The organism is Oleiphilus sp. HI0066, assembly GCF_001635725.1.
Genome location: NZ_LWFH01000841.1, coordinates 1 through 383 on the forward strand (window position 1 = coordinate 1; position 383 = coordinate 383).

Genomic DNA, 383 nt, shown 5'->3' on the forward strand with positions numbered 1-383 from the left:
TTCCAAGTACCATCAAGAACTTGCTGAGCCTTCTTCAAGTAAAGAGGACCCCAGTTGTGAATAGCTGCTGTAAGGTGTGCTTTCTCACCGTACTCAGACATATCTGAGTGATAACCGATCGCGTACTTACCTTTCGCTTCAGCTGCTTGAATAACTGCTGCTGAGTCAGTGTGCTGAGTAAGAACGTCTGCACCTTGAAGGATCAAGGTTTCTGCAGCTTCACGCTCTTTGGCTGGGTCGTACCAAGTGCTCGCCCAAACAACTTTTACTTGAACGTCTGGGTTTACTTCTTTCGCGCCTTTAGTGAATGCGTTGATACCACGAATTACTTCTGGGATTGGGAATGAAGCAACGTAGCCAAGTACGTTAGATTCAGTCATCTT

At 46.2% G+C, this 383-nt stretch carries 1 protein-coding gene; it reads right to left on the bottom strand.

Annotation, left to right across the window (positions count from 1 at the left end; genetic code table 11):
* The coding region (locus A3738_RS09830; RefSeq protein WP_156504166.1) for a BMP family ABC transporter substrate-binding protein at positions 1 to 383 on the bottom strand (383 nt) is incomplete at both ends.